Source organism: Lentzea sp. NPDC004789 (assembly GCF_053601075.1).
In genome coordinates, this window is record NZ_JBSGBE010000015.1 from 14,634 (window position 1) to 39,550 (window position 24,917).

Consider the following 24,917-nt stretch of genomic DNA (forward strand, 5'->3'; position numbering starts at 1 on the left):
CAGAAGTGTTTTCCGCGGTCCCGCCGACGGTGAAAGCCCCAGTCACGGCAGGGGTGAACCTCTCAGGCGCCCTTCGGGGTACGGACAGAGCGGGGAGGGCACCAGGACACGTGTGCCCTTAAGGCCCCCCGGAGGCGTTAGATGACGCAGGACCGCATTCCGCTCGCCGCTCTTGAGCACGGCACCCCGTTCGCCGACCGCCACGTCGGTCCGCGGCCCGCCGAACTCGCGCGCATCCTCGACGTCATCGGCGTCGGGTCGCTGGAGGAGCTGGCGCAGCACGCGGTGCCGTCGTCCATTCACGAGCGCGACCTCGTGCTGGACCTGCCCGCCCCGGCGACCGAGACCGAGGCGCTGGCCGAGCTGCGCGAGCTCGCGGCGCAGAACCGGCCGATGACCCAGATGATCGGTCTCGGCTACTACGACACCGTCACGCCGGGCGTGATCCTGCGCAACGTCCTCGAAAGCCCCGCCTGGTACACCGCGTACACGCCGTACCAGCCGGAGATCTCGCAGGGACGGTTGGAAGCCCTGCTGAACTTCCAGACCATGGTCGGCGACCTGACCGGCCTGCCGGTGGCGAACGCGTCCATGCTGGACGAGTCGACCGCCGCCGCCGAGGCGATGACGCTGGTGCGCCGCGCGGGCCGCTCCAAGTCGAACAAGTTCGTCGTGGACGCCGACACGCTGCCGCAGACGCTGGCCGTCATCGAGACGCGCGCCGAGCCGCTGGACATCGAGATCGTCGTCGCCGACCTGTCGCAGGGCATCGAGGGGCTCGGCCTGGGCGGGGACTTCTTCGGCGTGCTGCTGTCGTACCCCGGCGCTTCCGGTGTGGTGCGTGACCAGAAGGCGCTCATCGAGGAGATCCACGCCGCCGGTGCGCAGGCCGTCGTGGCCGCCGACCTGCTCGCGTTGACGCTGCTGCGCGCGCCGGGCGAGATCGGCGCGGACGTCGTCATCGGCACGACGCAGCGCTTCGGCGTGCCGATCGGGTTCGGTGGCCCGCACGCCGGCTACATGGCCGTCCGGTCCGGCTTGGAGCGTCAGCTGCCCGGTCGTCTCGTCGGTGTGTCCGTCGACGCCGACGGCTCGCTGGCCTACCGCCTGGCGCTGCAGACGCGTGAGCAGCACATCCGCCGGGAGAAGGCCACGTCGAACATCTGCACCGCGCAGGTGTTGCTCGCCGTGATCGCCTCGATGTACGCGGTCTACCACGGTCCCGAGGGTCTGCGGGCGATCGCGACCCGCGTGCACCGCATGGCCACCGTGCTCGCCACCGGCCTGTGCGAGGCCGGTCTGGACGTCGTGCACGGCGAGTTCTTCGACACCGTCCAGGTGCGCGTCGAAGGCCAGGCCGCCGCTGTGGTCGAGAAGGCTCGTGCGGCCGGCATCAACCTGCGCCAGGTCGACGCCGACGTCGTGGCCATCGCCTGCGACGAGAAGACGACGCGCGCGCACCTCGTCGCGGTGTGGGAGGCGTTCGGTGTCACCGGGTCCGATGTGGACGCGATCGACGCCGACACCGCCGACGGCATCCCGGCCGACCTGCGCCGCACGTCCGACTACCTGACCCACCCGGTCTTCCACGCGCACCGCTCCGAGACCGCGCTGCTGCGCTACCTGCGCGCGTTGTCGGACAAGGACGTCGCGCTCGACCGCAGCATGATCCCGCTCGGCTCGTGCACGATGAAGCTGAACGCGACCGCGGAGATGGAGTCCATCACGTGGCCGGAGTTCTCGACGCTGCACCCGTTCGCGCCCGTCGAGGACGCCAAGGGCCTGCTGAAGATCGTCTCGGACCTGGAGGCGTGGCTCGCCGAGGTCACCGGCTACGACGCGGTGTCGCTGCAGCCCAACGCCGGTTCGCAGGGTGAGTTCGCCGGTCTGCTGGCGATCCGCGCCTACCACCGCGCCAACGGCAACGCCGACCGCGACGTCTGCCTGATCCCGTCGTCCGCGCACGGCACCAACGCCGCGTCCGCCGTCATGGCCGGCATGCGCGTCGTCGTCGTGAAGTGCGACGACAAGGGCAACATCGACATGGGTCACCTGCGCGAGACGGTCGCCGAGCACGCCGACGACCTCGCCGCGATCATGATCACCTACCCGTCGACCCACGGCGTGTACGAGGACACCGTCCGCGAGGTCTGCGGCCTGGTCCACGACGCGGGCGGCCAGGTGTACGTCGACGGCGCGAACCTCAACGCGCTGATCGGCCTCGCCCGCTACGGCAAGTTCGGGTCGGACGTCTCGCACCTGAACCTGCACAAGACGTTCTGCATCCCGCACGGCGGCGGTGGCCCCGGCGTCGGCCCGATCGGCGTGCGCGCGCACCTCGCGCCGTTCCTGCCGAACCACCCGCTGCAGCCCACCGCGGGCCCGGAGACGGGCGTGGGCCCGATCAGCGCCGCTCCGTGGGGGTCCGCGTCGATCCTGCCGATCTCGTGGGCCTACGTGCGGATGATGGGCGGCGACGGCCTGCGCCGCGCCACCCTGACCGCCGTGGCCGCCGCGAACTACGTGGCGCGCCGCCTCGACGAGCACTACCCGGTCCTTTACACCGGTGAGGGCGGTTTCGTGGCCCACGAGTGCATCCTCGACCTGCGCCCGATCACCAAGGCCACCGGCGTGACGGTGGACGACGTGGCCAAGCGGCTCGCCGACTACGGCCTGCACGCGCCGACGATGTCGTTCCCGGTCGCCGGCACCCTGATGGTCGAGCCGACCGAGTCCGAGGACCTGGCCGAGATCGACAGGTTCATCGACGCCATGATCGCCATCAAGCGCGAGATCGACCGCGTCGGTGCGGGCGAGTGGCCCGTCGAGGACAACCCGCTGCGCAACGCCCCGCACACCGCGGCCTGCGTGACCGTCGGCGAGTGGAACCACCCGTACACCCGTGAGGAGGCCGTCTACCCGGCCGGTACGGGCGCTCCGAAGATCTGGCCGCCGGTCCGCCGCATCGACGGCGCGAAGGGCGACCGCAACCTGGTCTGCTCCTGCCCGCCGCTCTCGGCGTACGGCAGCTGACCTGTGTTCAACGGAAACGGGCGCACTCGGGGGTGCGCCCGTTTCTCATACCGCTGATCTCACCCCGCTGACGGGCAGGCGGGGTCGCCGCAGTCCTCGTCCTCGCGCAGCCCCGGCTTGGTGAGGTCGTGCTCGAACGCGTAGTGGAAGCACTCGGGGTGCATGCGCTCGAACAGCTCGAAGTCCTCCTGGCCGAGGTCGACGGGTTCGCCGCAGCGCTGGCAGATCTGGTCCTCTGACACGGCGAGATCGTCTCACTCGCAGAACGGCTCTGGCCGGTGCCGTCCGAACAGCGCGAGGGCGGCGATCCATGTGTCCGGGTCACCGTCCCAGTCCAGCGCCTTGATCTGGTCCACCGACCGCCGTCCGCCGATGGCCCGCATCAGCTCGAACGACGTCGTGCGCAACGTCCCGGCCGGCTCACCGTGCCCGAGCACGCGGTCGCCGTGCTCCAGCACGATCCGCAGTGCCGGCACCCCGTTCTCCCGCATCCGCTGATCGAGCTGCTGCAACGGTTTCGTGAGCGCCGACCGCACCGCGACGCCGTCCCGGTCGCCTGGCACGCCCAGCGCGGCGCGGAGGTCGTGCTCGTGCTGCACGATCTCGGCGATCAGCACGGACCCCATGGGCGTGTCGAACAACGGCGCCGCCAGCTCCCGGTTCGCGTCCCACTCCGCGAAGGCGTCGTCCAGCGAGTTGTCCCGGCGGTCGCGCACCTGCCGTTCGCCCCACTCGCCGGTCTCGACACCGTCGAACCGGCGGTCCACGAAGTCGCGCAGACCGCCGGCGAGGTGCGCCACCACGTCCTTGACCGACCAGCCCGGTGTCGCCGCGACGGGTGTCTGCGGGTCACGGCCCTCAACGAGCGAGGTGATCCGTTGGCGGGCCGCGTCGTAGACGGGGGCGTTGGTCATGATCAGACCTCGTACTCCAGGGTGTAGGTACCGCTGCCATCCTCCGCCCAGTCGACGGTGGCCGCACCTTTCGCGCCCGCGTACTTGCCGGTGCCGTCGACGATCTCGATGACGGCCTCGACACCGGTCCGGTAGGCGCCGACGTGCCGCAGCACCAGCGTGCCGTCGTCGGCCGCGATCTCCTCCAGCGCGGTCGTCCAGGCCACGTCGTCGCTGTAGTACATGAGGTAGCGGCACTGCGAGACGCCGCTGACGTCGCCCGCGTACGAGAACGAGACGTGCGCCTCGGTGAGCTTGCGGCCCTCGACCTCCTTGTAGGAACGGCCGTCCCAGGTGTTCTCGTCCCAGCTCTTCACTTCGATGCTTCCGGTTGCCTTCATGAGAACCACTCTGCTGGCAGAAACTGACAGTTCGTGTCAGGTTTACGGCATGAAATCCAGCCGGCTCATCCAGGTGCTCCTGCTGCTGCAGTCGAGGGGCCGGATGACGGCCGACGAACTGGCGGCCGAGCTGGAGGTCTCGCCGCGCACGATCTACCGCGACGTCGAGTCGCTGAGCGCCGCCGGCATCCCCGTCTACGCCGACCGCGGCCCCAGCGGCGGCTACCGGCTGATCGACGGCTACCGCACCCGCCTGACCGGGCTGACCGGCGCGGAGGCCCAGTCGCTGTTCCTCGCCGGCCTGCCGGGCCCGGCCGAGGAGCTGGGGCTCAAGGAGTTCGCCGCGGCGGCCCAGCTCAAGCTCCTCGCCGCGCTGCCGACCGAGCTGCGGACGCGCGCGGAGCAGATCCGCCAGCGCTTCCACCTCGACACCCCGACGTGGTTCCGCGGCGACCAGCCCACCGAGCACCTCGCGACGATCGCCGACGCCGTCTGGGAGCAGCGCCGGGTGCGGATGACCTACGAGCGCTGGGGCGGTCAGGCCGTGCAGCGCGAGGTCGACCCGTACGGGCTCGTGCTGAAGGCGGGCACCTGGTACTTCGTCGGCAGCGGCCGCACCTACCGCGTGTCGCGCGTGCTGGCTCTTCAGTCCACTCCGGACACCTTCGAGCGGCCGCGCGACTTCGACCTGGCGCGGTACTGGGCGGAGTGGTCGGAGCAGTTCGAGGCCCGCATGTACGGCGAGCGCATCACGGTCCGCATGACCCGGGCAGGCCTCGACAAGAGCCAGTACCTGCTCAGCGGTCATCAGGCCCGAGTCATCCGCGAAACGTCCCCGCAACCGGGCGAGGAATTCGGCTTTCCCACCGAGTCGACCCGGCACGCGGTCGCTGACCTGCTGAAATTCGGTGCCGACGTGGAGGTGGTCGCGCCAGTCGAGCTGAGACACGAACTGATCGAGACAATCAAGGCGATGCAGGACCTCTACAACGGTGCGAAGCTACGCGCATGGTTCCGATGATCTCGTTGAACAACGGAGTACGGATCCCTCAACTGGGCTTCGGCGTCTTCCAGGTGCCGGAGGACCAGGTGGCCGGTGCGGTGACGACCGCGATCGAAGCCGGCTACCGCAGCATCGACACGGCCGCCGCCTACCGCAACGAGTCCGGCGTCGGCGACGCGATCGCCGGCGTCCCCGACCTGTTCATCACGACCAAGCTGTGGAACTCCGATCAGGGCTACGACTCGACGCTGCGCGCGTTCGACGAGAGCCTGCGCCGCCTGCGCCGCGACGTGCTCGACCTCTACCTCATCCACTGGCCCGTCCCGTCCCGCGACCTGTACGCGGAGACGTGGCGCGCGTTGGAGCAGCTCTACGCCGACGGCAGGGTGCGCGCGATCGGCGTGTCGAACTTCCAGCCGCACCACCTGCAACGGCTGCTCGACGAGTTCCCGACGGTCCCCGCGGTGAACCAGATCGAGCTGCACCCGTGGCTGCAGCAGACGGAGATGCGCAAGCTCCACAGCGCGCACAAGATCGTCACCGAGGCTTGGTCGCCACTGGCCCAGGGCGCGCTGCTGGGCCGCATGGAGATCACCGGCCTGGCCGAGAAGTACGCCAAGACCCCGGCCCAGATCGTGCTGCGCTGGCACGTCCAGCTCGGCAACGTCGTGATCCCGAAGTCCGTCACGCCCTACCGGATCAAGGAGAACATCGACATCTTCGACTTCGAGCTGGCTCCCGACGACATGACCGTGATCGCCGAGCTCGACAACGGCACCCGCACCGGCCCGGACCCCGATCGGTTCAACGCCGCCTGAGGACCAGATCCGCAGCCCTGGCCGCGCCACCGGCCGCCGTGATCTTCCGGCCCAGCTCACGGACGCCGTGGCGCGGCTCCGACAGCACCTGATCGACCGCTTGCCGCAGGTTCCTCGGTGTCCTGCGGACGATTCCGGCTCCTGCCCGTGCCACTCTTCTCGCCACCTGGGCCTTGTCGAGCTCGCCCGGCACGACGACCATCGGCACGCCCGCCTCCAGCGCCGCCAGCACCCCGCCCCACCCGCCGTTGGTGATCATTGCGTCGGTGCGCGGCAGGAGCAGGTCGTGGGGGATGAACTCGGCCGCGCGCACATTGCCCGGCAACGTTCCCAACGCGTCGACCGGCGCACCCCCGGTCGTGGCCACCACCAGCGCGTCGTGCCCAGCGAGCGCCTCGATCGCGGGCTTGAGCAGGTCATCGGCGCCGGTCTCCAGCGTGCCCTGCGTCACGTGAACCACTGTCCGGCCGTCGAGCTCCGACCACCACTCGGGCAGGTCGTTCCGCGTGGCAGGACTGATCAACCGTCCGACGAACTCGACCTGCTCAGGCACGCGCACGGTCTCCAGCTCGCGAACTCCTTGCGCCAGCACGAGTTCCGGCGAGTAGAAGGCCTCCAGCCCGCCGGATTGAGGCTTCAGGCCCACCTCCGCGCGCATGCGGTTGAACATCCCGTCGACGATCAGCCGCGACACCACCCTGGCGAGTGGCCTGCTGACGACCAGCGGCGTCACCGCGACCGTCACCTGGGGCACGTTCCTGATCTCGGCGGCCATCGCGGCCCCGAACGCCAGGTGGTCCGTGACGACCAGGTCGAACTCGGCCTCCAGCACGTCCTTCGCCTGTGCCGCACCGGTTCCGACCAGCACGTCGCGGACGTTGGCGAAGTTCGCCCGCATGCCCTTGCCGTCACCGACGGCTGGGAACACCTTGTTGAGCTCGGCGTCGTCGAAGTCCGGCGCGTGCTTCCACGGCAGGTGCTCGGCGCCCTCGAACCGGTGCCGGTACTTCGCGCCCGTGTAGGCCACGACGTGGTGGCCGCGCTTGACGAGCTCGTTGGACACCGCCGCCATCGCGCCCACGTGCCCGGCGAACGGCAGTGATGCGACCAGGATCCGTTGTTCCCCCATGCCGGACAGAACGGCCGACGTCGCGGCTCGGTTCCCGTCAGGCCTTCGTCGACAGCACCTGGCCGAGCGCCGCTTCGATCCCGTCGTTCTCCACCACGGAAACCGATCCACCGGTGGTCTGCGCGATGTCCGTCAACGCGCCCTTGTCCACCTCACCGCCGATGGCGATGAAACTGATCGCCAGGGCCGTCCCGTGCAGCTGGGACTTCAACGCCGCCAGGTCGATCCCGCCGTCCGACTTCCCGTCGGTGATCACCACGACGCGGTTGACCCGCCCGGCCACGAAGCCGTCGTGCGCGCTCTCGTAGCAGGCCGCCAGCGCGCTGTAGAGCTGCGAGCCCTCCGCCGTCTTGAGGCCGTCGATCGACCTGCGCAACGCCTCGCGCTTCTCCGTGACAGGCGCGGTCGCGACGAGCTGCTTGTAGGGCTTGGTGCCGTCCAGGTCGCGGGCGAACTCCCAGAGCCCGAACGACCCGGACACCGATCTGTCGACCTGGCCGCGCAGCGCGGACTTCACCTTGTCCAGCCGGGGTTTCATGGACGTCGACACGTCCGTCAGCACCGTCACGACCTGGCCGCCGCGGTCCGCCGACGCCCAGGCCGAGGAGATCTGCTGGGTCGTCACGGCGTCGGCGGCGACGAGGTTCTCCGTTACGGGCGCCCAGGAAACGCCGGGGGAGGGCGACGGACGGTCCTGAGTGGACTCGACGCGCAGGCCGCCCTTCGCCAGGATCTTCTGCTGCGCGGGCTGGGTCATGAACTCGCGGAACGCCTGTGCCGCACGCTGTTCCGCCTCACCGACCTCGGAACCTCCCAGTGCCACGTACGGGAAGTCCGCCACGGGCGCGGGGCCGGCGGGCAGCACGCCGACGAGGGGTTTGGACGGCGCGTCCTTGCCGGTGTTGTGCTTGAACAGGTCCACTTCGGACACCGGTGTGACGGAGAAGCCCGCCGCGTTGACCGTCGCGCTGTCGCCGAGGCGTCCCAACGCGTCGCGCGTGGTGGCCGGCACCTCCGGCGGCACCGTGGCCGCGAGCTTCGACAGCTTCGCCTTCGCGGCCTCGGACGCGAGCGACTCCGCCGTCACGGGGCCCTTGCCGCCGGCCAGCGCCGCCTGGATCGCGAGTGCGGAGGCCGTGTTCGTGGCCGGGTCGGGCATCGCGACGCTGAACCGTCCCCAGGACTGGCCGAACCTGGTCCAGTCCGTCACGTCGGGCATGTCCGACCAGCGGAAGTCCTTGAGCACCGGTGCGGCCGCCTCGGGTGCGGCGAGCAGCACCGGCGAGGTGCCGACGGACTTCGGCGCCGCGCCGACGAGCTTCGCGTTGAGCGCGGTCAGCCGGTTCGCCCACAGCGTCGAGTCGGGCAGCCACGCGTGCGGGCGCTTGCCGAGCTTCGCCTCGTCCCAGGTCGTCGTCAGGCCTTCGAGCACCGCGGAGGAGTCCAGGGACGTCACCTCGATCGCGATGCAGTGGTCGTACACAACGGGCCGTGTCGCGCTGTACGCGCGCGCAACGTCCGCGACCGACTCCGCAACGCTGGGCGTGGCGGCGACCCGCAGCACCGAGTCGCCCTCGCTGCAGTTCTGCGCGAGAGCCTGGGAGCGCCGTTCGAGCACCCCGCCGGCCCACGACAGGGCGAGCCAGCCGAGGCCGATCAGCACGACGAACACGACGATGAGCACGGGCCACTTGGCGATCCCGCGCCGCACCTTCGCCCGCAGCGCGCGGTGTCGAGACATCGATCCCTCACAACTACTCAGCGGCCCCCGACGTCCACCAATCACGCTAACAGGTGAACTTTGTCAGCGAAGTGAAGTCACTCCAAGTATCGACTGGCATACGAACACGAGCCGTTCTCGCAACGGCTGTGCCCGCTCGGCGAACGCCGCCTGCCTGCGCACGTACTCCGCGCGCCCCTCGGGGGTCTCGATCGGCACCGGCCCGTACCCGAGCCCCGCCAGGTCGTACGGGGAGGCCTGCATGTCGAGTTCGCGCACGTCAGCTGCCAGTTCGAAGCAGTCCGCGACCAGGTCCGACGGTGTCGCGGGCTCCATCTTGTAGGCCCATTTGAACAGGTCCATGTTCGCGTGCAGGCACCCCGGCTGCTCGTTCGCGATCTGCTCCTCGCGCGTGGGCTGGAGGGTGTTGCGAGGCCGCGCGGGCTGCGTGAAGAACCGGAACGCGTCGAAGTGCCCGCACTGGATCCGGCTCGCCTCGACCACCCGATCGGTGCCGTCACTGCCCAGCCGCAACGGCCACGCGTTGTGCCGGACCTCCTCGGGCTGCTGCCGGTAGACCATCGCCCATTCGTGCAGCCCGAAGCACCCGAGCCGCGCCGGCCTGCTCAGCGTCGCGGTGAGCAGCGCCTGGACGAACTCCACGGTCTTGGCGCGCTGCTGGAGGAAGCTCTCGACGTCGAGCGCGACACCGTCCGGCGTGGCCTTGTAGTGCGGAAACTCCAGGTACTCGGCCGCGTCCTCAAGCACGACACCCGGCCCCGGATGCCACCGTTCGAGCCGCACGGGCCGATGGCTGTAGTACGTGAAGAGGAAGTCCATCACCGGGTGCTTCTCCTTGCGAAGCTTCCGCTCCTGATGCGGCCCGGTGAACCGCCGCATGCGCGCCACGTGCGCGTCGCGCAGCTCGTGCCATTGGGCTCGGGTCAGGACCTCCACGAGCGATTACCGTACGCGTCGGCGGCGACGGATCTCGACGACGGTCGCGACCACGACGCAGATCACGGTGGCGGGTGCGACGAGGTAGAACGTCAGCGCCCCGACGAGCAGCGCGAGGTCGCGGGAGCGTTCGCCACCGGTGTCGAGCACGATCGACAACGCGGTGAGCAGCGCGGTGGTGAGCACCGCGATGGCAGGGACGCGCCACAAGCTCATCTGCCGTCCACCTCCTCGAAGGCGAGCACCTCGTGGCCGGTGTCCCAGAGCAGGGTGAGCAGCGCGCGGATCGATGCCTGGTCGAGGTTCTCCACGATCAGCACCGTGCCGTCCGCGCCGGCCTCCGGCACCTGGCCGAACCGGGTCCGGATCACGTCCAGGAGGTGCTGCGCGAGCGGTGGGCGGAACCGCAGCTCGTGACGGGTGTTGGTCATGGCGTGCAGCGAACCGGTCAGGCGGGTGCCCGCGCACCACCCGGTGGCGAGAGCACCCCGGGGTGGTCTCAGATCAGGCCGAGGTCGCGGCCGACCGCGACGGCGTCCTGCCGGGAGGCGACGCCGAGCTTGCGGTAGAGGCTCTTGTTGTACGCCTTGACCGTGTTGATCGACAGGAACAACGCCGACCCGATCTCCCGCCGCGTCGCCGTTCCCCGCAACGCCCGCAGGATCGAGAGCTCGCGGTCGGTCAGCTCCTCCACGAGCGCACCCGAGCGCACGGCGGTCCGGCTCCCCACCCGGCCGAGCCGCGCTTCGGCCTGGTCGAGGCGCGCGGCCGGGTAGCCGCTCACCGGTTCCTCCTCCACGACCTCCCTGGCCCGCACCAGCGCCGCGCGGGCCGCCTGCTCGTCGCCGCGCGCGTGTTCGGCCTCCGCGAGGTACAGCAGCCCGAGGAACAGCGTCGTCGGCCGCGGGTGGAGTTCCGCCAGGGCGACCGCGCGGCGCAACCGGACGGCGGCCGTGCCGGCGTCTCCGCTCAGGTGGCCGCGCCGTCCGGCGGCGATCCGCAACGCGGCCAGGCCCGGCACGCTCGCCTCGCGGCCGTCGCGTTCGACGGCTTCCGCCATCGGACCGGCCTCGCGCAGCACCCGGTCGCACGCTTCGTCCCGGCCGGCCTCGACGAGGCTGATCGCCAGCGTGCCGGCCAGCGCGATCAGCGTCCACGGCCGCCAGAACTCGTGGTGGCGCTGCTCCCAGGCGTCGAGGAGCACGTCCGCGGCCTCCTCGAACCGGCCGTCGCGGGCGAGCACGCCACCGAGGGTCGCGGGCACGTGCGGATGCGCGGGCTCTCCGCCACCGGTCTCCAGTTCGAGCGCCTGTCGTGCCAGGACGACGGACCGCGCGGCCTCGGCGTCCGGCAGACCGAAGCCGGCCCGGAGGGTGAGCACGGCACCGCGGAAGCTGTGCCAGCCCGGCAGGGCGGTGTCCGGGGTGGCCCTCGCGTCGCAGACGTCCAGCCAGCGGTTCACCCCGGCCTGGTCACCGCACAGCGCCGCCGCGAAGGCCAGCGAGTAGGCCAGTTGCGGACCCACCGAGCCGGCGGTCATCTCCTCGCCGAGCCGCAGGAACGTCGTGGCCGCGCCGCGCTCGAAGAACCACGTCCACGCGTTGCTCGCCATCAGCTCCGCGGCGGCGCCATCACGACCGGCGCGCTGCAGGTGGCGGACCGCGTCGTCGATCCGGCCGTGGCCGGCGAACCAGGTCGCGGCGCGGTCGAGCACCTCGCGGTGACCGGCGGCGCCATCGCGGGCCAGGGCCTCGCGCAGCAGGTGATGGCACCGGTACCACTGCCGGTCACCGTCCAGCGCGGCGACGAACAGATCCGCCCGCACCAGGTCGTCGAGCACCTCGGCCGACCCGTCCACCTGCAGCACCGCGTCGCACAGCGGGCCGGAAAGCCGTTCCAGCGGCGCGCAGCGCACGAGCAGGTCGCGTTGCCTCGGGGCGAGGCCGGGCAGCACCTCGGTGGCGAAGTAGTCGAGCAGGTGCCGGTCGTCGGCGTCGAGCTTCGCCGGGTCGGCGCGCAACGCGAGCGCCGCCAGCTGCAGCCCGGCGGCCCATCCCTCGGTGCGTTCCCACACGGCCGCCGCCACCTCCTGGCCGAGGTCGTGGCCGGACACCTCCGCCACCAGGGCCGCGGCCTCGTCGGGCCGGAACCCCAGCTGGGCCGCGCGCAGCTCCGTCAGCTCACCGCGGGCACGCAGCCGGGCGACCGGCAACGGCGGATCGGCGCGACCGGCGACGACCAGCCGCAGCGAGGCGGGCAGGTACGTCACCAGGTACTCGACGGCCTCGTGGATCCGCGGATCGGTCAGCACGTGGTAGTCGTCGAGCACCAGGACGTGCCGCACGTCGGTCGCCGCGAGCTCGTTCAGCACCATCGGCAGCGCCAGGTCGACCGCGGCGAGGCCCACCCCGTCCAGCGCCTGCAACGGATCGGCGCTGATCTCACCACTGGCGCCGTGCAACGCCGTCAGCACGTACCGCCAGAACCGCACCGGTTCGTCGTCGCTCTCGTCGAGAGAGACCCACGCGATGCGCCGGTTCTCCTCCGGATCGGCGGCCCATCGGCTCAGCAGGCTGGTCTTGCCCCAGCCGGCCGGCGCCACCACCAGGGTCAGCCGGGTTTCGGCCTGGCGCAGCACGCGCAGCAGGCGCTCGCGCGGCACCACGCCCGCGCGGGACGGCGGGACCAGGTGCTTCACCGCGAGCAACGGCCTGTCGAGTGTCATGACGCTCCCGGCGGGGCGGCCCGGCGCCGCGCTGTCGCGGTCAGTCTGCCAGCAGGACCACCCCGGGTACATCGGGTCGTGGGTGGTGTGCGGGCACCCCGTTCGCCGCGATCGTCGTCACCACATCAGGCCGGGCGAACAGGAGAGCGCAATGGCCACCAGCACTGTCGACACCGATCCCCGAGGAGCGAACGTGAGCCGCCGGTCCGTGCTGAAGATGACCGGCCTCGGACTCGGCGCCGTCGCCGCCGCGGGCGTGGGAGCGGGCACCGTCCGGGCCGGCACCAACGGCGCGTTCACCGCGGGATCAGGCGATCCGTACGAACTCTGGCACGACTGGCAGGCGATGTCCGGCGTCGACCGCGTGGTCGCGGCGGGCGTCCTCGCCTGCAACCCGCACAACACCCAGGCCTGGCGGTTCGCCGTCACCGGCGACGTGATCGACCTCCACGCCGACCCCGGCCGCCGGATGCCGCTGAACGACGCGAGCGGCCGCGAGCACTTCGCCGGGCTCGGCTGCGCCGTCGAGAACATGGTGATCGCCGCAGGACCAGCCGGGTACACCCCGGCCGTCACCCTGTTCCCGGACGGCACCGGATCCGACCACGTCGCCCGGCTCGTGCTCAGGTCCGGCGGTTCAGGTCTCGACCGGGAGCTGGCCGACGCGATCCCGCGAAGACACACCAACCGCGGCCCGTACCGCGACCTGCCCGTCGACCTGAGCGGTTTCGCCGAGCAGGGCTCCCGGATCGCGGGAGCGGGCGTGCAGTGGATCACCGGCCGCGCGGCGCGGGACCGGCTGGGCGCGCTCTACGTCGAGGCCACCGAGGGCATCACCGCGGACACCGCCCAGTCGGAGGAGGCCTTCGCCTGGTTCCGCAACGACCGCGGCGACATCGACCGGCACCGCGACGGGCTCACGCTCGACGGTCAGGGGCTCGGCGGGCTGACCCTGCTCGCCGCGAAGGTCCTGCCGGCCCAGTCGCGCACCGACGGTGACGCGTTCTGGGTCAAGGCCACCCGCGACGTGCACACCGCCACCGCCGCCGCGTACGGCGTGATCACCGTTGACGACGTCACCGACCGCTTCGCCCAGGTCAACGGCGGGCGGCTGCTGGCCCGCCTGCACCTCACCGCGACCGCGCTCGGCCTCGGCTTCCACCACATGAACCAGATCACCGAACGCATCGACCGCGACCACGCGGCCGGGAACACCGACGTCTTCTCCGCCCGCTGGGCCGCCCTGCTCGGCCGCCCCGCCTCCACCGGCCTGGTGTCGTTCCGCCTCGGCCACCCCGAACGCACGCCGGGCCTCAGCCCGCGCCGCAGCCTGAAGGACGTGATGACCAGATGACCGACCACACCACCGTCGCGATCGTCGGTGCCGGACCCACCGGCCTGCTGCTCGCCGGCGACCTCGCGCACGCCGGTGTCGACGTGACCGTGCTCGAACGACGTGGCGCGGAGTCCAACCTGACCCGCGCGTTCGGCGTGCACGCCCGCACCCTGGAGCACCTCGACGCCCGCGGCCTGGCCGACGAGCTCATCGCCACCGGTGCGCCGGTCCGGCGGCTGCGCCTGTTCGAACGGGTCCAGATCGACCTGGCCCTGCTCCCGTCGAGGTTCCCGTTCCTGCTGATCACTCCGCAGTACCACGTGGAGCGGCTGCTGGAGGAGCGGGCGAAGGCGGCCGGCGCCCGCATCGTGCGCGGCGCGGAGGTCACGGCCCTGAGCCAGGACGCGGACGGGGTCGACCTGACCGTCGACGGTGCCGTTCTCCGCGCGGACCACGTGGTGGGCGCCGACGGTGTGCACAGCGTGGTGCGGGAAGCGCTGGGCCTGCCGTTCCCGGGGAAGTCGGTGCTCACGTCGATCATGCTCGCGGACGTGCGGCTGTCCCAGGCCCCCGAGGACGTGCTCGCGGTCAACGCGGTCGGTGACGCGTTCGCGTTCGTGGCACCGTTCGGCGACGGCTGGCACCGGATCTTCGCGTGGGACCGCCGCCACCAGGTCCCCGACACCGCGCCGGTGACGCTGGACGAGATCCGCGCCGTCACCCGCCGTGCGCTGGGCACCGACTTCGGCCTGAAGGAAGCGCGCTGGACGTCCCGCTTCCACAGCGACGAACGCCAGGTCCCGCACTACCGCTCGGGCCGCGTGTTCCTGGCGGGCGACGCGGCGCACGTGCACTCGCCGGCCGGCGGCCAGGGCATGAACACCGGCCTGCAGGACGCCGCCAACCTCGGCTGGAAGCTCGCGGCCGTCGCCCGCGGCCAGGCACCGGACCGCCTTCTCGACACCTACGAGACCGAACGGCACCCGGTCGGCGCACTCGTCCTGCGCAGCAGCGGCGCCATCATCCGGGCGGCCATGATCCGCTCCCGCGCCGGCCGGTTCGCCCGCGACGTGCTCGGCGCAGCGGCACTGCGCCTGCCACCCGTGGCGCGCAAGGCCGCGGGCACCATCTCCGGCATCGGCATCGACTACCCCGGCGCACCGAGGGCGCAGGACGTCCCGCTGCAGGACTCGCGCCTTTACGAGGCGCTGCGCGACGGCAAGTTCGTCCTGGTGGCGCCCGACGAGGCCAAACCCGCGATCGACGGCGCGCACGACCGCGTGACGCTGGCCGCCCCAGCCGACGCGGCCACGCCGTGGACGCTGGTCCGGCCGGACGCCCACGTCGCCTGGCGGGGTGACGCGTCGACCCTCGCCGCCGCCCTGCGGGAACACGGTCTGACCCGCTAGTTGTACTGACCACAGAGGTTGCGAACGGTCCGACACATAGTCGGATGATCTTGGTATGAGGGAGGGCCTCCGGGTTCGGTGTGGATTGCGACATCTGCACCGGCTAGCCAGGAGGCCCTCGATTACTCACGCTAACGCACCGCTGACCGAGCTGGGCAGGCTGCGCCTGGCCCGGTGTGTCGTCGAGGACGGCTGGCCACTACGACGGGCCGCCGAACGGTTCCAGGTCTCGGTCAGCACCGCGCAACGCTGGGCCGACCGCTACCGCCAGTTCGGCGTGGCGGGCATGGCCGACCGATCCTCACGCCCGTGGTCGAGCCCGCGCCGGACCCCGACCCGTATCGAGCGGCGCATCATCAAGGTCCGGCTGGCACGACGGTGGGGGCCGGCACGGATCGCCTACCTGCTGGGACTGGTGCCCTCGACCGTGCACCGGGTCCTGGCCCGCTACGGCCTGGCCCGGCTCCGCCACGTGGATCGCGCGACCGGGCAGCCGGTGCGCCGCTACGAACGCGCCACACCGGGCGAGCTCGTCCATGTCGACATCAAGAAGCTGGGCAACATCCCCGACGGCGGAGGCCACAAGATCCACGGCAGGCAGGCCGGTCAGCGCAACAGCTCCGCGCACCGCGACCCGAACCGTCCCCGCAAGATCGGCGGCCGCCCCAACCTCGGCTACAGCTACCTGCACAACGCCGTGGACGACCACTCCCGCCTGGCCTACAGCGAAATCCTGCCCGACGAGACCAAGGAAACCGCCGCCGCGTTCTGGCAGCGAGCACAGACCTTCTTCCACGCCAACGGGATCACCGTCGAGCGGGTGCTCACCGACAACGGGGCCTGCTACCGCTCCCGGCTCTGGCGCGACACCCTCGCCGCCGCCGGGATCACCCACAAACGCACCCGCCCCTACCGGCCCCAGACCAACGGCAAGGTCGAACGCTTCAACCGCACCCTGCTCGACGAATGGGCCTACGCCCGCCCCTACCGCACCGAGACCGAACGCCGCGAGGCGTTCCCGCGGTGGCTGCACACCTACAATCACCACCGCGGTCACACCGCACTCAAAGGCTAGCCACCCGCCAGCCGCGTTCCGAACCTCTCAGGGCAGTACAGCTAGTGCTCGGCCTCGTACCGGGCGACTACGACCGGTACGGGGCCGCCGCGACTACTGTGGGCGCATGGTGCAGAGCAAAGCCGCCACGGTCGCCGAGTACCTCGCCGGACTGCCCGACGACCAGCGCCCCGAGGTCAGCACCGTGCGCGACGTCGTCCTCGCCCACCTTCCCGACGGCTACGTCGAGGGCATGCTGTGGGGAATGATCACCTGGCACGTCCCGTTGCAGGTGAGCGGTCCGACGTACAACAGGCAGCCTCTCGCCTACGTGGCCCTTGCCGCCCAGAAGCGCTACTGCTCCGTCTACCTCACCACCGTGGTGGGCCCTGACGAGGAGTCGTTCCGCACGCGCTACCTCGCCACCGGCAAGAAGCTTGACATGGGCAAGGCCTGCATCCGCTTCAAACGTGCCGAGGACCTGGCCCTGGACGTCATCGGCGCCGAGGTGGCCCGCCTCTCCGTCCCGGACTTCCTCGCCTGGCACCGAGCCGTCAGAGCGGCGGCACCAACCCGGTGAACGTGCGCGCCCCGTTGCAGTGCGGGCACTCGCGACCGTTGTCCACGGTCCGCGGCGCACCCCCGATGATCGCCAGCGTGGGCGCCGCGATGTAGCTCGCGCCCCCGCACAGGTGGCACACCGTGCGCGGTTCGGGCGTGACGGCGAAGAGGTCGTCGGCGTCTTCCTCGTCCTCGAAGTCGTCGTCCTCGGCGAACTCGTCCTCGTCGTCCTCGCTCATGCCGATCAACCTACTCGGTGCCGGGCCGACCGCCGCGCAACCTCCGCGGCTTGCCCTTGCGCGTACCTCGTCGTCCGACGCGGTGATCGCCGACTTTCTCGGCTACGGCGCGCGGGTCAGCGATTCGGGTGTCGCTTCCTCGCCGCAGTGGGCGCACACGACGCGTGGCTCCAGCACATGGCCACAAGAGTGCTGCCACACGAGAGGGAGGGGACCCTCGGTCACGTAAGTGTCGCCCCACTCCTTGAGCATCAGCATCACGTTGTGGAGTGCGCGCCCCGACTCGGTCAGCAGGTACTCGAACCGCGGCGGGTGGTCGGAGTACTGGCGCTTCTCCAGCACGCCGAACGCGACCAGCTTCTTCAGACGGGTGGCGAGGATGTCACGAGAGGCGCCGGTGTACGCGGCGATCTGGTCGAAGCGGGTGTTGCCGGCGAACACCTCGCGCAACGCCAGCAGCGACCAGCGTTCGCCGACGATCTCCAGGGCGTTCGCCATGGAGCAGGTTCGCGGGGTCATGTGACCATCCTAGCAGTGGGTTGGCAAATCCAACTTAGCTCGCTAACGTGAGTCCGGAAATCCAACCTAGGAGGTAGCGGTGGACATCGACGGTGCGGTGGTGCTGGTGACCGGGGCCAATCGCGGGCTCGGCCGTGCGTTCGCGCGGGAGTTCGTGAAGCTCGGGGCGAAGGTCTACGCCGGTGCGCGCAACCCTGCGTCCGTTGTGGACGAAGGGGTCGTGCCGGTTCAGCTGGACGTGACCGACGACGCGTCCGTCGCGGCCGCGGCCGAGGAGCTCGGGGACGTCTCGATCGTCATCAACAACGCCGGCGTGCTCGTCGGGGGCGAGGACGTTGACAGCATCAAGGCAGAATTCGAGGTCAACTTCTTCGGAATCGTCCGCACGACGGACGCGTTCGCGCCCATTCTGAAAGCCAATGGCGGCGGCGCGGTTGTGAACGTGCTCAGCATCGTGTCGTTCCTCGGTGTTCCGGGCTGGCGTGGTTACGCGGCGTCCAAGGCCGCGGGGTGGTCGCTGACCAGGTCGACGCGGGAAGCGTTGCGGGAGCAGGGAACCAACGTCATCGCGGTGCACGCCGGCTTCATCGACACGGACATGGCGGCCGGTCAGGACGGCCCCAAGATCTCGCCGGAGGACGTCGTGTCCCAAGTGGTGCAAGCGATTCGGAATGGTGATGACGAGGTGCTCGCCGACGACGCCACTCGTGCGGTGAAGGCCGCACTGGCCTCTTGAGACGGTCTGCACATGTGAGCCTGTCTCGAGAACTAGGTGTTACCCCCGAGTGCCCGGCGTAGGTTCCGCCGCATCCACACCGCCGCGGAAGCGTTCTCACCGACGCATCCGCCTGGGGCGCTTAGGGGAACAGCGATGCTCAACAGACGAGGCGTGCTCGCCGCGGGAGGTCTCGCGGCAGGGGTGCTCGGCGTGCCGCAGCTGCTCGCACCGGCCGAGGGTCACGAAGACCCGAGGCACACCGTGCACACGTTCCAGGAGTCAAAGACCTTCACCGGCACAAAACCGGAAATAGTGCCGTGGACACGCCCGATGCCGGTGGCGCCGGTGCTCAGGCCGCTGGTGTCCACGGCGAAGCAGGAGGTCTACCAGCTCTCGATCGAACGCACGACCGCCGAGATCCTGCCCGGCCTGCGGTCGCCGGTCATGGGCTTCGGCGGTCAGTTCGTCGGCCCGACGATCAGGGCGAAGACCGGTCGCAAGACCCTCGTCATGGTCCACAACAAGATGGACGAGGCCGCCAACGTCCACCTGCACGGCGGTCACGTGGCGCCCGAGCACGACGGTCACCCGAAGGACGTCGTCGAGCCCGGCGCCACCCGCCTCTACCTCTACCCGAACAGCCAGCAGGGCACGACCCTCTGGTACCACGACCACAGCCACGGCACCGAAGCCGCGCACGTCTACTTAGGACTGCACGGCGCCTACATCATCGAGGACGACTCCGAGCGCGCGCTCAACCTGCCGTCCGGTGCGTACGACATCCCGATCCTGTTGCGCGACATCCAGTTCGACGACAGCGGCAACATCGTCGTCTTCGACGACCCGACCAAGCGCACGGTCGTGCTCGCCAACGGCGTCCCGCAGCCCTACTTCGAGGTCGCCGCCCGCAAGTACCGCTTCCGCCTCATCAACTCCGCCAACCAGCGCGTCTTCAAGCTCAAGATCGCCGGTGAGAAGTTCACCCGCATCGGCTCCGACGGCGGCCTGCTCCCCAGCACGCTGGAACTGGACGAGCTCGTCCTGTCCTCGGCCGAGCGCTCCGACATCGTCATCGACTTCTCGAAGTACCCGATCGGTTCCAAGGTCGTCGTGACCGACGCGGTGGCGGGCGAGATCCTCCGCTTCGACGTGGTGCGCCGCGCCTCCGACCCGAGCCGCCTGCCGGCCACCCTGCGCCCGCTGCCGGCCATGCCCCTGTCCACTGTGGACCGCGAGGTCGACCTGGCGTTCCTCTTCAAGCCCAACGACCGCCCCGACGGCACGATCAACGGCAAGGTCTTCGACATGGACCGCGTCGACTTCACGATCAAGCGCAACGCCACCGAGACCTGGCTGATCAAGAGCTCCGACCCGACCGGCGTCAAGCACAACTTCCACCTGCACCTGGTCCAGTTCCGGGTGCTGGAGCGCAACGGCGGCCCGCCCCTGCCCAGCGACGCGGGCCTCAAGGACACGATCCCGATCGTCGCGGGGGACACGGTGAAGGTGCAGGCGACCTTCGGCCCCTACACGGGCCGCTACGTCTTCCACTGCCACTTCCTCGAACACTCGTGGATCGGCATGATGGCGCAGCTCGAAATCGTGCCCTAGCGCCTCAGCTCCCAGACCACGTCCACACCGGCGCGGCGGCGTGCGGCGGCCGATCTCGGTGAACCCGAAACGCCGCGGCACGCCACCGCTCGCGGTGTTGGCCGCGTCGTGCCAGATCTGGACGCGCCGCACACCGTCGAGCGCGAACGCGAAGCCGACCACCTCGGCGCGGGATGCAGCCAGTAGCCGATCTCCACGAGGTCCTCCGGCCGGTGCGGTCCGCCGAGACCACGCCGACGATCGCGCCGCCGACGGTGATGGCGTGGTTGAACAGCGTCCCGCCGGCCCAGCCCCGCGCGGACTCGGCGAGGAACTCGGCGACGGCCGAGGCGTCGAAGTCGTCGGTCGCCCACGACTGCCATGGCCGCAGATGAGCGAGCGACTCCGTGACGGCCCGCAGCAGCTCCTCCGCGTCGGCCTCACTCAGCTGCCGAAGTCTCATACCTCACCTTGTACCGCAGGTGCGTCACCGCGGTGCCCTCGATGACCGAGACCGGCCCTTCCAGCCGGTAACCCTTGCCGGGCGCGAAGAACGGCGTGCCGGCGCCGAGGATCACCGGCACCAGGTCGAGGAAGATCTCGTCCACCAGCCCGGCGTCGATCGCCTGCCTCGCGACCTCGCCCGCGTTCAGGCCGACGGCCTTGTCGCCCGCCTTGGCCCGCGCGATCTCGATCGCCTTCTCGATGCCGTCGCTGCAGAACGTGAAGTGCTCGTTGTCCTCCAACGGCCGGTGCGTGAGCACGACGGTGTGCACGCCCATTGGGTGCTGACCGCCCCAGCCGTTGGTGATGTCGTAGAGCGTGCGCCCCACGACGAGCGCGCCGGTCGCCTGGATCAGGCCGGTGAAGTACGCGGCGCTGGGCGGGGTCAGGTGGAAGGTCATCGTGCCCGTCGGCGCCGGCACCACCACGTCACCCTCCTGGAGCCAGCGGAAGAGCTCGTCGAAGCCGGAGTTGCCCGGGCCCGCGACGTAGCCGTCGATCGAGGTGCTGGCCTGCGTGAAGATCTTGCCCATTTCGTGTGCCTCCCGTGTGCGTCCGTTGCCCGTGCGTCGAACGGGAGACACGGACATCGACAACACACGTCGCCACGCATACTCGGCCGGTCAGCGACTCGATCCCGCCGAACGGAGGCCGCGGATGCGCGAGCAGCACGAGTTCTTCCCGGTCGACTCGCTCGACTGGCGCCCGGCCGATCCGGGCGTCACCGAACGGGTCCTCAGCCGCGACCCGGACACCGCGACCCTCACCCGACTCGCCCGCTGGGAACCAGGCCTGGAGACGTCCGGGGTGATCCGGCACGACTACCACGAGGAGGTCTACCTGCTGGAAGGCGAGCTCACCGACCTGACGCTCGGCCAGACCTTCCACGCCGGCCACTTCGCGAGCCGCCGCCCCGGCATGCCGCACGGTCCGTACCGGACCGAAACGGGCTGCCTGATGCTGGAGATCCGCTCAGCCGATGTCGACCGAGGCAGGTGACCGGCGGCAGGCGTTCTGGTAGACGTGCCACGCGATCACCAGGTCCTGCATCGGCAACCCGGCCGGGCTGTACACGGTGACCTGGTCCGCGCGGGTCCGTCCGGGATGCTCGCCGCGCAGGACCGCTCCGATCGTCGTGTCCGCCGGAACGTGCGCCAGCGCCGGGTCGTCCACGACGACCAGCGCCTCGGCGAGCAGGTCCGCGGCGAGCTCGGTCTTGCCGGGCTCGTCGGCGCCGAGACTGGTGACGTGGGTGCCGGGCGGGACCTCGTGCAGCACCGGCTCCCGCGACCACGTGGCCATCAGCACGATCTCGCCTTCGGGGCCGGCCGTGATCCCGAGGCTCTCGGCCCACGGCGTGAACGCCTCGGCCGCCGCGGGGTTCGTGTCCCGCACGCACACCGACTCGATCGGCCGGAGCGCGGCGAGCGCCTCCAGCTGCGCGCGGCCCTGGGCGCCGGCGCCGATCACCGTCACGGTCCGGGCGCCGGGGTTCGCCAGCAGGTGGGCGCCCAGTGCGCCGCCCAGGCCGGTGCGCAGCGCGGTCAGCGGACCGCTGTCGATCAGGGCCAGCAGGTCGCCGGTCGCCAGGTCGTGCAGGCAGATGACACCGGTGATGGCTGGGGAGCGGTTCGGGTTCTTGGCGTGCACCTTCACCGTGTAGGCCGGGATGCCCGGCGCCAGCCCCGGCACCAGGATCATGGCCGTGACGTCGGCGGTCACCGGGACGCGCACGCGGTGGCCGGGCTCCGCGGGACCGGCGCGGAGTGCGACGGTCAGCTCCTCGGCGAGGCGGGGCAGGTCGACCTCGACGTCCCCCGCCCCGATCACGATCGCCACGGCCGGCAGGGGACGTTGCCGGCCGGACGCGTGCCCTGCCGAGCGCGAACCACGGCCACTACACCCAGCGGACGTGCGTGCCGTCGCGCACGGTGCCCACGTACTCCTCGACCAGGTCCTCCAACGCCACCACACCGCGCACGGAACCGTCAGCGGACACCGCGCGCGCGAGGTGCGACTGCACGCGACGCAACGCGGCCAGCGCCTCGTCCAGACGAGCGTCCACGGGCACCTCGGGCAACCCGCGCACCCGAGCGCGCGGCACCAGGGTCGACGCGCCCTCCAGGTCCAGCACGTCCTTGACGTGCAGATACCCGATCAGCCCTGCCTCGGACAGCACCGGGAACCGCGAGAACCCGGTGGCGGCGACGGCGGCCTCGATCTCGCCCACGGTCGGCGAGGCCGACACGGTCGTCAGCCGGTCCAGGGGCACCAGGACGTCCGCCACGGTGCGCTCGGCGGACGACAGGGTCTGCGCGAGACGGCGGTGCTCGGAGTCCTCCAGCAACCCCTCGGACCGGGACTGGCCGATCAGCAACGCCAGGTCGTCGGGCGTGTAGGCCGACTCCAGCTCGTCCACGGGCTCGACGCCGACCCGGCGCAGCACCCACCGGCCCACCGCGGTGAACAGGGCCAGCACGGGCGCGATCATCCGCGAGAACGCGTAGTGGACGGGGACCAGCCACACCGCGGCCCGCTCCGGACCGGCGATGGCGAGGTTCTTCGGCACCATCTCGCCCAGGATCGTGTGCAACGCGACGACGATGACCAACGCCGCCGCGAACGCCACACCGTGCACCACGGCCAACGGCAGCCCAACGGCACCCAGGGGTGCCTCCAGCACGGAAGCCAGCGCGGGTTCGGCAATGGCGCCCAGCCCCAGCGAGCACAGCGTGATGCCCAGCTGCGCGCCCGCGATCAGCAACGGCAGCTGCTGCGACGCCTTGATCGCGGTACGGGCGCGCGAGGAGCCCTTGTCCGCCAACGCCTCCAGCCGGTCGCGCCGCGCGGTGATCACCGCGAACTCGGCGCCGACGAAGAAGGCGTTGCCCGCCAGCAGCAGCACGACGACGAGGAAGTTCACGACGACACCACCCGCAGCTCGGCCACGCGATGGCGGTCCATCCTCATCACGGTCACCCTCCAGCCGTCGACGCGGATCTCGTCGCCGACGTCGGGAATCCGCCCCAGCCTGGCCAGCACCAGCCCGGCCAGCGTCTCGTAGTCGCCCTCGGGCATGCGGAACCCGGTCGCCTCGGCCACCTCGTCGTCGCGCAGCAGGCCCGACACGAGCCAGCTGCCCTTGCCCAGCGACCGCACCGGCGGTGCCTCGCCCCGGTCGTGCTCGTCGCGCACGTCGCCGACGATCTCCTCGACGACGTCCTCCAGCGTCACCATGCCGGCGGTGCCGCCGTACTCGTCGACGACCAGCGCGGTCTGCAGGCCGGAGGCCCGCAACCGGTCCAGCAGCGCGTCGCCCTCCAGCGTCTCCGGCACCGAGTACACCGGCCGCGTGAGAGCCGAGAGAGGAGTCGTCCCGCGCAGTGCGGCGGGCACGGCGAACGCCTGCTTGACGTGCACCATCCCGCGCACCTCGTCCAGCGACCCGTCGTGCACCGGGAACCGGGAGAAGCCCGTCTCCCGCGCCTTCCGCACGAGGTCCGCGACCGTCGCGTCGGCCCGCAACGCCTCCACCCGCACGCGCGGCGTCATCAGCTCACCCGCGGTCCGGTCGCCGAACCGCAGCGACCGGTCCAGCAGCACCGCGGTGCCCTGGTCCAGCGTGCCGTGCTCGGCGGACGTGCGGACGAGCGCGCCCAGCTCCTCCGGTGACCTGGCGGACGCCAGCTCCTCGACCGGCTCCACGCCCAGCCGCCGGACCAGCCAGTTCGCCGAGTTGTTCATCCAGTTGATCAACCAGCGGAAGACCGTGGAGAACGCCGACTGGATGCCGACGACCAGCCGCGCGGTCTCCAGCGGCTTCGCGATCGCCAGGTTCTTCGGGACCAGCTCGCCGAACACCATCGACAACGCCGTGGCGATCGCCAGCGCCAGCGCCAGCGACACCCCGGCGGCCACCGCGTGCGGTACGCCCAGACCGGCGAGTCCCGGTTCGATCAGCGCGGCGATCGCGGGCTCCGCGATGTACCCGGTGATCAGCGTGGTCAGCGTGATCGCGAGCTGGGCGCCGGAGAGCTGGAAGGACAACGTGTGGTGCGCGCGGTCGATGGTCCGCGCCTTCGTGTCACCGACCTCGGCGACGTGCCGCTCGACCGTGCTGCGTTCCAGGGCGGTCAGCGAGAACTCCGCGGCCACCGCGATGAAGGTGCCCGCGGTCAGCGCCACGACGGCGAGCAGACCGAGCACGCTGAGAAGGACTCCGGTCACCGGCGCGCTCCACCAGAGCGGGGGACCGGATTGCTATGCCAGCCAGGGCCAGACCCCATGGGGACGGCTCAACTCCTCGTG

Annotated in this window: 26 protein-coding genes; 10 read left to right on the plus strand and 16 right to left on the minus strand. The window is 70.9% G+C overall.

Annotation, left to right across the window (positions count from 1 at the left end; all coding sequences use genetic code 11):
- Window positions 1-141 precede the first annotated feature (141 nt).
- Window positions 142-3,033, plus strand: coding sequence for an aminomethyl-transferring glycine dehydrogenase (gcvP, locus tag ACWEIJ_RS29865; protein ID WP_449840569.1), 2,892 nt, complete (start codon window positions 142-144; stop codon window positions 3,031-3,033).
- A 59-nt stretch (window positions 3,034-3,092) separates the two neighbouring features.
- Here gcvP and ACWEIJ_RS29870 read toward each other — a convergent pair whose 3' ends face one another.
- From ACWEIJ_RS29870 to ACWEIJ_RS29880, 3 genes are read right to left on the minus strand one after another with little or no spacing between them, the layout of a single operon-like run.
- Window positions 3,093-3,275 (minus strand): hypothetical protein, encoded by a 183-nt coding sequence (locus ACWEIJ_RS29870; RefSeq protein WP_449840570.1) that lies wholly within the window; start codon window positions 3,273-3,275, stop codon window positions 3,093-3,095.
- Window positions 3,276-3,287: 12 nt separating this feature from the next.
- Window positions 3,288-3,947, minus strand: coding sequence for a maleylpyruvate isomerase family mycothiol-dependent enzyme (locus ACWEIJ_RS29875; protein ID WP_449840571.1), 660 nt, complete (start codon window positions 3,945-3,947; stop codon window positions 3,288-3,290).
- A gap of 2 nt (window positions 3,948-3,949) precedes the next feature.
- Window positions 3,950-4,327 carry a DUF3224 domain-containing protein gene (locus ACWEIJ_RS29880; protein WP_449840572.1) on the minus strand — a complete coding sequence of 126 codons (378 nt, stop codon included), beginning with the start codon at window positions 4,325-4,327 and terminating at the stop codon, window positions 3,950-3,952.
- A 49-nt stretch (window positions 4,328-4,376) separates the two neighbouring features.
- Here ACWEIJ_RS29880 and ACWEIJ_RS29885 point away from each other — a divergent pair, with 49 nt between their 5' ends.
- Together ACWEIJ_RS29885 and ACWEIJ_RS29890 are read left to right on the plus strand one after the other, a co-directional pair.
- On the plus strand, window positions 4,377-5,348 hold the full coding sequence (locus ACWEIJ_RS29885; protein WP_449840573.1) for a helix-turn-helix transcriptional regulator: 972 nt from the start codon (window positions 4,377-4,379) through the stop codon (window positions 5,346-5,348).
- Entirely contained in the window at window positions 5,336-6,148 is an 813-nt protein-coding gene (locus ACWEIJ_RS29890) for an aldo/keto reductase (RefSeq protein WP_449840574.1), read from the plus strand. The genes ACWEIJ_RS29885 and ACWEIJ_RS29890 overlap by 13 nt, the downstream gene beginning before the upstream one ends.
- Here ACWEIJ_RS29890 and ACWEIJ_RS29895 read toward each other — a convergent pair.
- From ACWEIJ_RS29895 to ACWEIJ_RS29920, 6 genes are all read right to left on the minus strand, one after another.
- Window positions 6,135-7,277, minus strand: a complete 1,143-nt coding sequence (locus tag ACWEIJ_RS29895; protein ID WP_449840575.1) for a glycosyltransferase — start codon at window positions 7,275-7,277, stop codon at window positions 6,135-6,137. The two genes, ACWEIJ_RS29890 and ACWEIJ_RS29895, sit on opposite strands and share 14 nt — an antisense overlap.
- Window positions 7,278-7,314: 37 nt before the next feature.
- The gene (locus tag ACWEIJ_RS29900; RefSeq protein ID WP_449840576.1) at window positions 7,315-9,018 is read right to left on the minus strand and encodes a substrate-binding domain-containing protein; all 1,704 of its coding nucleotides are present in this window, start codon (window positions 9,016-9,018) and stop codon (window positions 7,315-7,317) included.
- Between the two features lie 63 nt (window positions 9,019-9,081).
- Complete coding sequence (locus ACWEIJ_RS29905; RefSeq protein ID WP_449840771.1) at window positions 9,082-9,897, minus strand: 3-methyladenine DNA glycosylase; 816 nt, start codon at window positions 9,895-9,897, stop codon at window positions 9,082-9,084.
- A gap of 63 nt (window positions 9,898-9,960) precedes the next feature.
- The gene (locus ACWEIJ_RS29910; protein WP_449840577.1) at window positions 9,961-10,170 is read right to left on the minus strand and encodes a hypothetical protein; all 210 of its coding nucleotides are present in this window, start codon (window positions 10,168-10,170) and stop codon (window positions 9,961-9,963) included.
- On the minus strand, window positions 10,167-10,385 hold the full coding sequence (locus tag ACWEIJ_RS29915) for a hypothetical protein (RefSeq protein ID WP_449840578.1): 219 nt from the start codon (window positions 10,383-10,385) through the stop codon (window positions 10,167-10,169). Before ACWEIJ_RS29915 ends, ACWEIJ_RS29910 begins: the two co-directional genes overlap by 4 nt.
- Before the next feature lie 68 nt (window positions 10,386-10,453).
- Window positions 10,454-12,679, minus strand: coding sequence for a LuxR C-terminal-related transcriptional regulator (locus ACWEIJ_RS29920; RefSeq protein WP_449840579.1), 2,226 nt, complete (start codon window positions 12,677-12,679; stop codon window positions 10,454-10,456).
- A gap of 151 nt (window positions 12,680-12,830) precedes the next feature.
- Here ACWEIJ_RS29920 and ACWEIJ_RS29925 point away from each other — a divergent pair, with 151 nt between their 5' ends.
- The 4 genes from ACWEIJ_RS29925 to ACWEIJ_RS29940 all read left to right on the plus strand — a co-directional run bounded on the left by ACWEIJ_RS29925 (window position 12,831) and on the right by ACWEIJ_RS29940 (window position 17,058).
- Window positions 12,831-14,033, plus strand: a complete 1,203-nt coding sequence (locus ACWEIJ_RS29925) for an Acg family FMN-binding oxidoreductase (protein WP_449840580.1) — start codon at window positions 12,831-12,833, stop codon at window positions 14,031-14,033.
- On the plus strand, window positions 14,030-15,424 hold the full coding sequence (locus ACWEIJ_RS29930) for an FAD-dependent monooxygenase (RefSeq protein WP_449840581.1): 1,395 nt from the start codon (window positions 14,030-14,032) through the stop codon (window positions 15,422-15,424). The genes ACWEIJ_RS29925 and ACWEIJ_RS29930 overlap by 4 nt, the downstream gene beginning before the upstream one ends.
- Window positions 15,425-15,545: 121 nt before the next feature.
- Complete coding sequence (locus ACWEIJ_RS29935; RefSeq protein WP_449840772.1) at window positions 15,546-16,499, plus strand: IS481 family transposase; 954 nt, start codon at window positions 15,546-15,548, stop codon at window positions 16,497-16,499.
- A gap of 106 nt (window positions 16,500-16,605) precedes the next feature.
- On the plus strand, window positions 16,606-17,058 hold the full coding sequence (locus ACWEIJ_RS29940) for a DUF1801 domain-containing protein (protein ID WP_449840582.1): 453 nt from the start codon (window positions 16,606-16,608) through the stop codon (window positions 17,056-17,058).
- Here the strand turns inward: ACWEIJ_RS29940 and ACWEIJ_RS29945 are convergent.
- Entirely contained in the window at window positions 17,033-17,278 is a 246-nt protein-coding gene (locus ACWEIJ_RS29945; protein WP_449840583.1) for a hypothetical protein, read from the minus strand. The genes ACWEIJ_RS29940 and ACWEIJ_RS29945 overlap by 26 nt on opposite strands.
- 102 nt (window positions 17,279-17,380) lie before the next feature.
- Complete coding sequence (locus ACWEIJ_RS29950) at window positions 17,381-17,797, minus strand: winged helix-turn-helix transcriptional regulator (RefSeq protein ID WP_449840584.1); 417 nt, start codon at window positions 17,795-17,797, stop codon at window positions 17,381-17,383.
- Between the two features lie 79 nt (window positions 17,798-17,876).
- On the opposite strand from ACWEIJ_RS29950, the gene ACWEIJ_RS29955 reads away from it, so the two are divergent.
- On the plus strand, window positions 17,877-18,533 hold the full coding sequence (locus tag ACWEIJ_RS29955; protein ID WP_449840585.1) for an SDR family oxidoreductase: 657 nt from the start codon (window positions 17,877-17,879) through the stop codon (window positions 18,531-18,533).
- 135 nt (window positions 18,534-18,668) lie between these two features.
- The gene (locus ACWEIJ_RS29960) at window positions 18,669-20,126 is read left to right on the plus strand and encodes a multicopper oxidase family protein (RefSeq protein ID WP_449840586.1); all 1,458 of its coding nucleotides are present in this window, start codon (window positions 18,669-18,671) and stop codon (window positions 20,124-20,126) included.
- Window positions 20,127-20,130: 4 nt separating this feature from the next.
- Here the strand turns inward: ACWEIJ_RS29960 and ACWEIJ_RS29965 are convergent, their stop codons facing one another.
- Window positions 20,131-20,568 carry a hypothetical protein gene (locus tag ACWEIJ_RS29965; protein WP_449840587.1) on the minus strand — a complete coding sequence of 146 codons (438 nt, stop codon included), beginning with the start codon at window positions 20,566-20,568 and terminating at the stop codon, window positions 20,131-20,133.
- Window positions 20,546-21,142, minus strand: coding sequence for a dihydrofolate reductase family protein (locus ACWEIJ_RS29970; protein ID WP_449840588.1), 597 nt, complete (start codon window positions 21,140-21,142; stop codon window positions 20,546-20,548). Before ACWEIJ_RS29970 ends, ACWEIJ_RS29965 begins: the two co-directional genes overlap by 23 nt.
- A 124-nt stretch (window positions 21,143-21,266) precedes the next feature.
- Here ACWEIJ_RS29970 and ACWEIJ_RS29975 point away from each other — a divergent pair, with 124 nt between their 5' ends.
- A complete protein-coding gene (locus tag ACWEIJ_RS29975) occupies window positions 21,267-21,608 on the plus strand; it encodes a cupin domain-containing protein (protein WP_449840589.1) in 342 nt (113 codons plus the stop codon).
- Here the strand turns inward: ACWEIJ_RS29975 and ACWEIJ_RS29980 are convergent.
- From ACWEIJ_RS29980 to ACWEIJ_RS29990, 3 genes are read right to left on the minus strand one after another with little or no spacing between them, the layout of a single operon-like run.
- Complete coding sequence (locus tag ACWEIJ_RS29980) at window positions 21,582-22,448, minus strand: ornithine cyclodeaminase family protein (protein WP_449840590.1); 867 nt, start codon at window positions 22,446-22,448, stop codon at window positions 21,582-21,584. The genes ACWEIJ_RS29975 and ACWEIJ_RS29980 overlap by 27 nt on opposite strands.
- Before the next feature lie 58 nt (window positions 22,449-22,506).
- Window positions 22,507-23,532, minus strand: coding sequence for a hemolysin family protein (locus tag ACWEIJ_RS29985; RefSeq protein ID WP_449840591.1), 1,026 nt, complete (start codon window positions 23,530-23,532; stop codon window positions 22,507-22,509).
- Window positions 23,529-24,836 carry a hemolysin family protein gene (locus ACWEIJ_RS29990; RefSeq protein ID WP_449840592.1) on the minus strand — a complete coding sequence of 436 codons (1,308 nt, stop codon included), beginning with the start codon at window positions 24,834-24,836 and terminating at the stop codon, window positions 23,529-23,531. The genes ACWEIJ_RS29985 and ACWEIJ_RS29990 overlap by 4 nt, the downstream gene beginning before the upstream one ends.
- Window positions 24,837-24,917: the final 81 nt, after the last annotated feature.

Bases quoted from the DNA above. Each gene is read 5' to 3' on its own strand.
- ACWEIJ_RS29975 (WP_449840589.1), top strand. From the start codon at position 21,267: ATGCGCGAGCAGCACGAGTTCTTCCCGGTCGACTCGCTCGACTGGCGC.
- ACWEIJ_RS29915 (WP_449840578.1), bottom strand. From the start codon at position 10,385: ATGACCAACACCCGTCACGAGCTGCGGTTCCGCCCACCGCTCGCGCAG.
- ACWEIJ_RS29930 (WP_449840581.1), top strand. From the start codon at position 14,030: ATGACCGACCACACCACCGTCGCGATCGTCGGTGCCGGACCCACCGGC.
- ACWEIJ_RS29920 (WP_449840579.1), bottom strand. From the start codon at position 12,679: ATGACACTCGACAGGCCGTTGCTCGCGGTGAAGCACCTGGTCCCGCCG.
- ACWEIJ_RS29890 (WP_449840574.1), top strand. From the start codon at position 5,336: ATGGTTCCGATGATCTCGTTGAACAACGGAGTACGGATCCCTCAACTG.
- ACWEIJ_RS29970 (WP_449840588.1), bottom strand. From the start codon at position 21,142: ATGGGCAAGATCTTCACGCAGGCCAGCACCTCGATCGACGGCTACGTC.
- ACWEIJ_RS29940 (WP_449840582.1), top strand. From the start codon at position 16,606: ATGGTGCAGAGCAAAGCCGCCACGGTCGCCGAGTACCTCGCCGGACTG.
- ACWEIJ_RS29875 (WP_449840571.1), bottom strand. From the start codon at position 3,947: ATGACCAACGCCCCCGTCTACGACGCGGCCCGCCAACGGATCACCTCG.
- ACWEIJ_RS29905 (WP_449840771.1), bottom strand. From the start codon at position 9,897: ATGCGGCGGTTCACCGGGCCGCATCAGGAGCGGAAGCTTCGCAAGGAG.
- ACWEIJ_RS29885 (WP_449840573.1), top strand. From the start codon at position 4,377: ATGAAATCCAGCCGGCTCATCCAGGTGCTCCTGCTGCTGCAGTCGAGG.
- ACWEIJ_RS29900 (WP_449840576.1), bottom strand. From the start codon at position 9,018: ATGTCTCGACACCGCGCGCTGCGGGCGAAGGTGCGGCGCGGGATCGCC.
- gcvP (WP_449840569.1), top strand. From the start codon at position 142: ATGACGCAGGACCGCATTCCGCTCGCCGCTCTTGAGCACGGCACCCCG.
- ACWEIJ_RS29960 (WP_449840586.1), top strand. From the start codon at position 18,669: ATGCTCAACAGACGAGGCGTGCTCGCCGCGGGAGGTCTCGCGGCAGGG.
- ACWEIJ_RS29925 (WP_449840580.1), top strand. From the start codon at position 12,831: ATGGCCACCAGCACTGTCGACACCGATCCCCGAGGAGCGAACGTGAGC.
- ACWEIJ_RS29910 (WP_449840577.1), bottom strand. From the start codon at position 10,170: ATGAGCTTGTGGCGCGTCCCTGCCATCGCGGTGCTCACCACCGCGCTG.
- ACWEIJ_RS29880 (WP_449840572.1), bottom strand. From the start codon at position 4,327: ATGAAGGCAACCGGAAGCATCGAAGTGAAGAGCTGGGACGAGAACACC.
- ACWEIJ_RS29945 (WP_449840583.1), bottom strand. From the start codon at position 17,278: ATGAGCGAGGACGACGAGGACGAGTTCGCCGAGGACGACGACTTCGAG.
- ACWEIJ_RS29950 (WP_449840584.1), bottom strand. From the start codon at position 17,797: ATGACCCCGCGAACCTGCTCCATGGCGAACGCCCTGGAGATCGTCGGC.
- ACWEIJ_RS29895 (WP_449840575.1), bottom strand. From the start codon at position 7,277: ATGGGGGAACAACGGATCCTGGTCGCATCACTGCCGTTCGCCGGGCAC.
- ACWEIJ_RS29965 (WP_449840587.1), bottom strand. From the start codon at position 20,568: ATGAGACTTCGGCAGCTGAGTGAGGCCGACGCGGAGGAGCTGCTGCGG.